Raw genomic sequence first — 1,302 nt, 5'->3', positions numbered from 1 at the left:
TGTCTAGTCCTAAAATAGGTTGACGGTTTTTATTAAGCCAGTTGGTACTCCCAACTGGCTTTTTCATGCACCTCGTTTGGGGTTTTCATTCCTAAACTAAGATGCGGCCGTAATTGGTTGTAAATCTCTATCGATTCTTTGACTAAAGTCCTAAGCTCTTCCATCGTTCGGCAACGACAAAGTAAAAACTCATGCTTCAAGATACCATTCACACGCTCAGCCTGTGCATTTTGGTAACAGTCATATCCATCTGTCATTGATGGCGTCATACCGTTGGCTGCTAATGCCTTTTGGTATTCCTCTGAGCAATACTGTATTCCCCTGTCCGAGTGGTGAATGATATGACCTGTTGTTTGACGATTCTTTACCGTCATATCCAGCGCCTTAACTACATCACTCGCTTTCATCTCATGACTTAACTCATAACCCATTATTTTTCTAGAGTATGCATCTGTCACCAGTGATAAGTAATGAGTGCCTTCATCTGATTTCACATAGGTGATATCACTAACTAGGACTTCTTCTACTCGTTGAACAATCTTATCTTTAAGCAAATTCGGATGTTTTCTAAGCCAATGATGACTATTCGTTGTTTTGGTGTAGTTTTTTCTCGGCTTCACCAACATATCTTGCTGTTTCAAGTATTGAAATAGCCCATCCCGACCAAGTTTTATGCCTTGCTCAACCAACTGTGGCTTGATGAGCTGATAGAGCTTACGTGTCCCCACTCTAGGCATAAACTGACGCCAATACATCACCATCGACACAACGGGTTTGAGCCTTTCACCCCTTGCTTCAGCGCGTTGTTTCCATTGGTAAATAGCTTGTCTGGATAAATTAAATTGCCGACTCGCTGTCGCTAATTTTACGGTGCCTTTTTCTTTGGCAATCCAGAGCGTTCGGCTAAGTACTTTTTTTCTAAATCGATACCATATTCATTTTTTAACAGTTCAACCATATCGCCATAAATCATATTTTTCATTTCTAGATTAGAAACTTGCTTTTCTAGGCGTTTAATTTTTTGGGCCGGTGTTTCTTTAGATTTAGACATAGGAGAGTGCTCAATAGGTTGTGTCCAGTCTAATCTACCATGCTTTCTCAACCATGTAAGAACTGTACTTCGACCTTGAATACCGTAGTGCTCTTGAGCTTGTTTATAGGTTAGTTCACCTTTTTCTACTTGGCTGACAACGGCCAATTTAAAGCCTAACGTGTAGTCACGTTGTGTACGTTTACTGCGGATTGCACCTGAGGGTTTCATAGATAAGTCTCCAAAGTGTCAACTTATCTCAGGACGGGACA

1 protein-coding gene is annotated in these 1,302 nt (G+C 40.9%); it reads right to left on the bottom strand.

From position 1 onward, the window contains the following. Positions 1-32: 32 nt before the first annotated feature. Positions 33-1,261 (bottom strand): IS3 family transposase gene (locus tag L2748_RS23930; protein WP_220783625.1). Its coding sequence is split into 2 segments (ribosomal slippage): positions 33-910 and positions 910-1,261, totalling 1,230 coding nucleotides; the frame shifts between segments, so codons are not numbered across the junction. Positions 1,262-1,302: the final 41 nt, after the last annotated feature.

Origin of the sequence: Shewanella sairae (genome assembly GCF_023283535.1) — a bacterium.
GTDB classification, from domain to species: domain Bacteria; phylum Pseudomonadota; class Gammaproteobacteria; order Enterobacterales; family Shewanellaceae; genus Shewanella; species Shewanella sairae.
The sequence above is the reverse complement of the archived record's forward strand: the minus strand, read 5'-3'. Positions and strand labels throughout refer to the sequence as shown.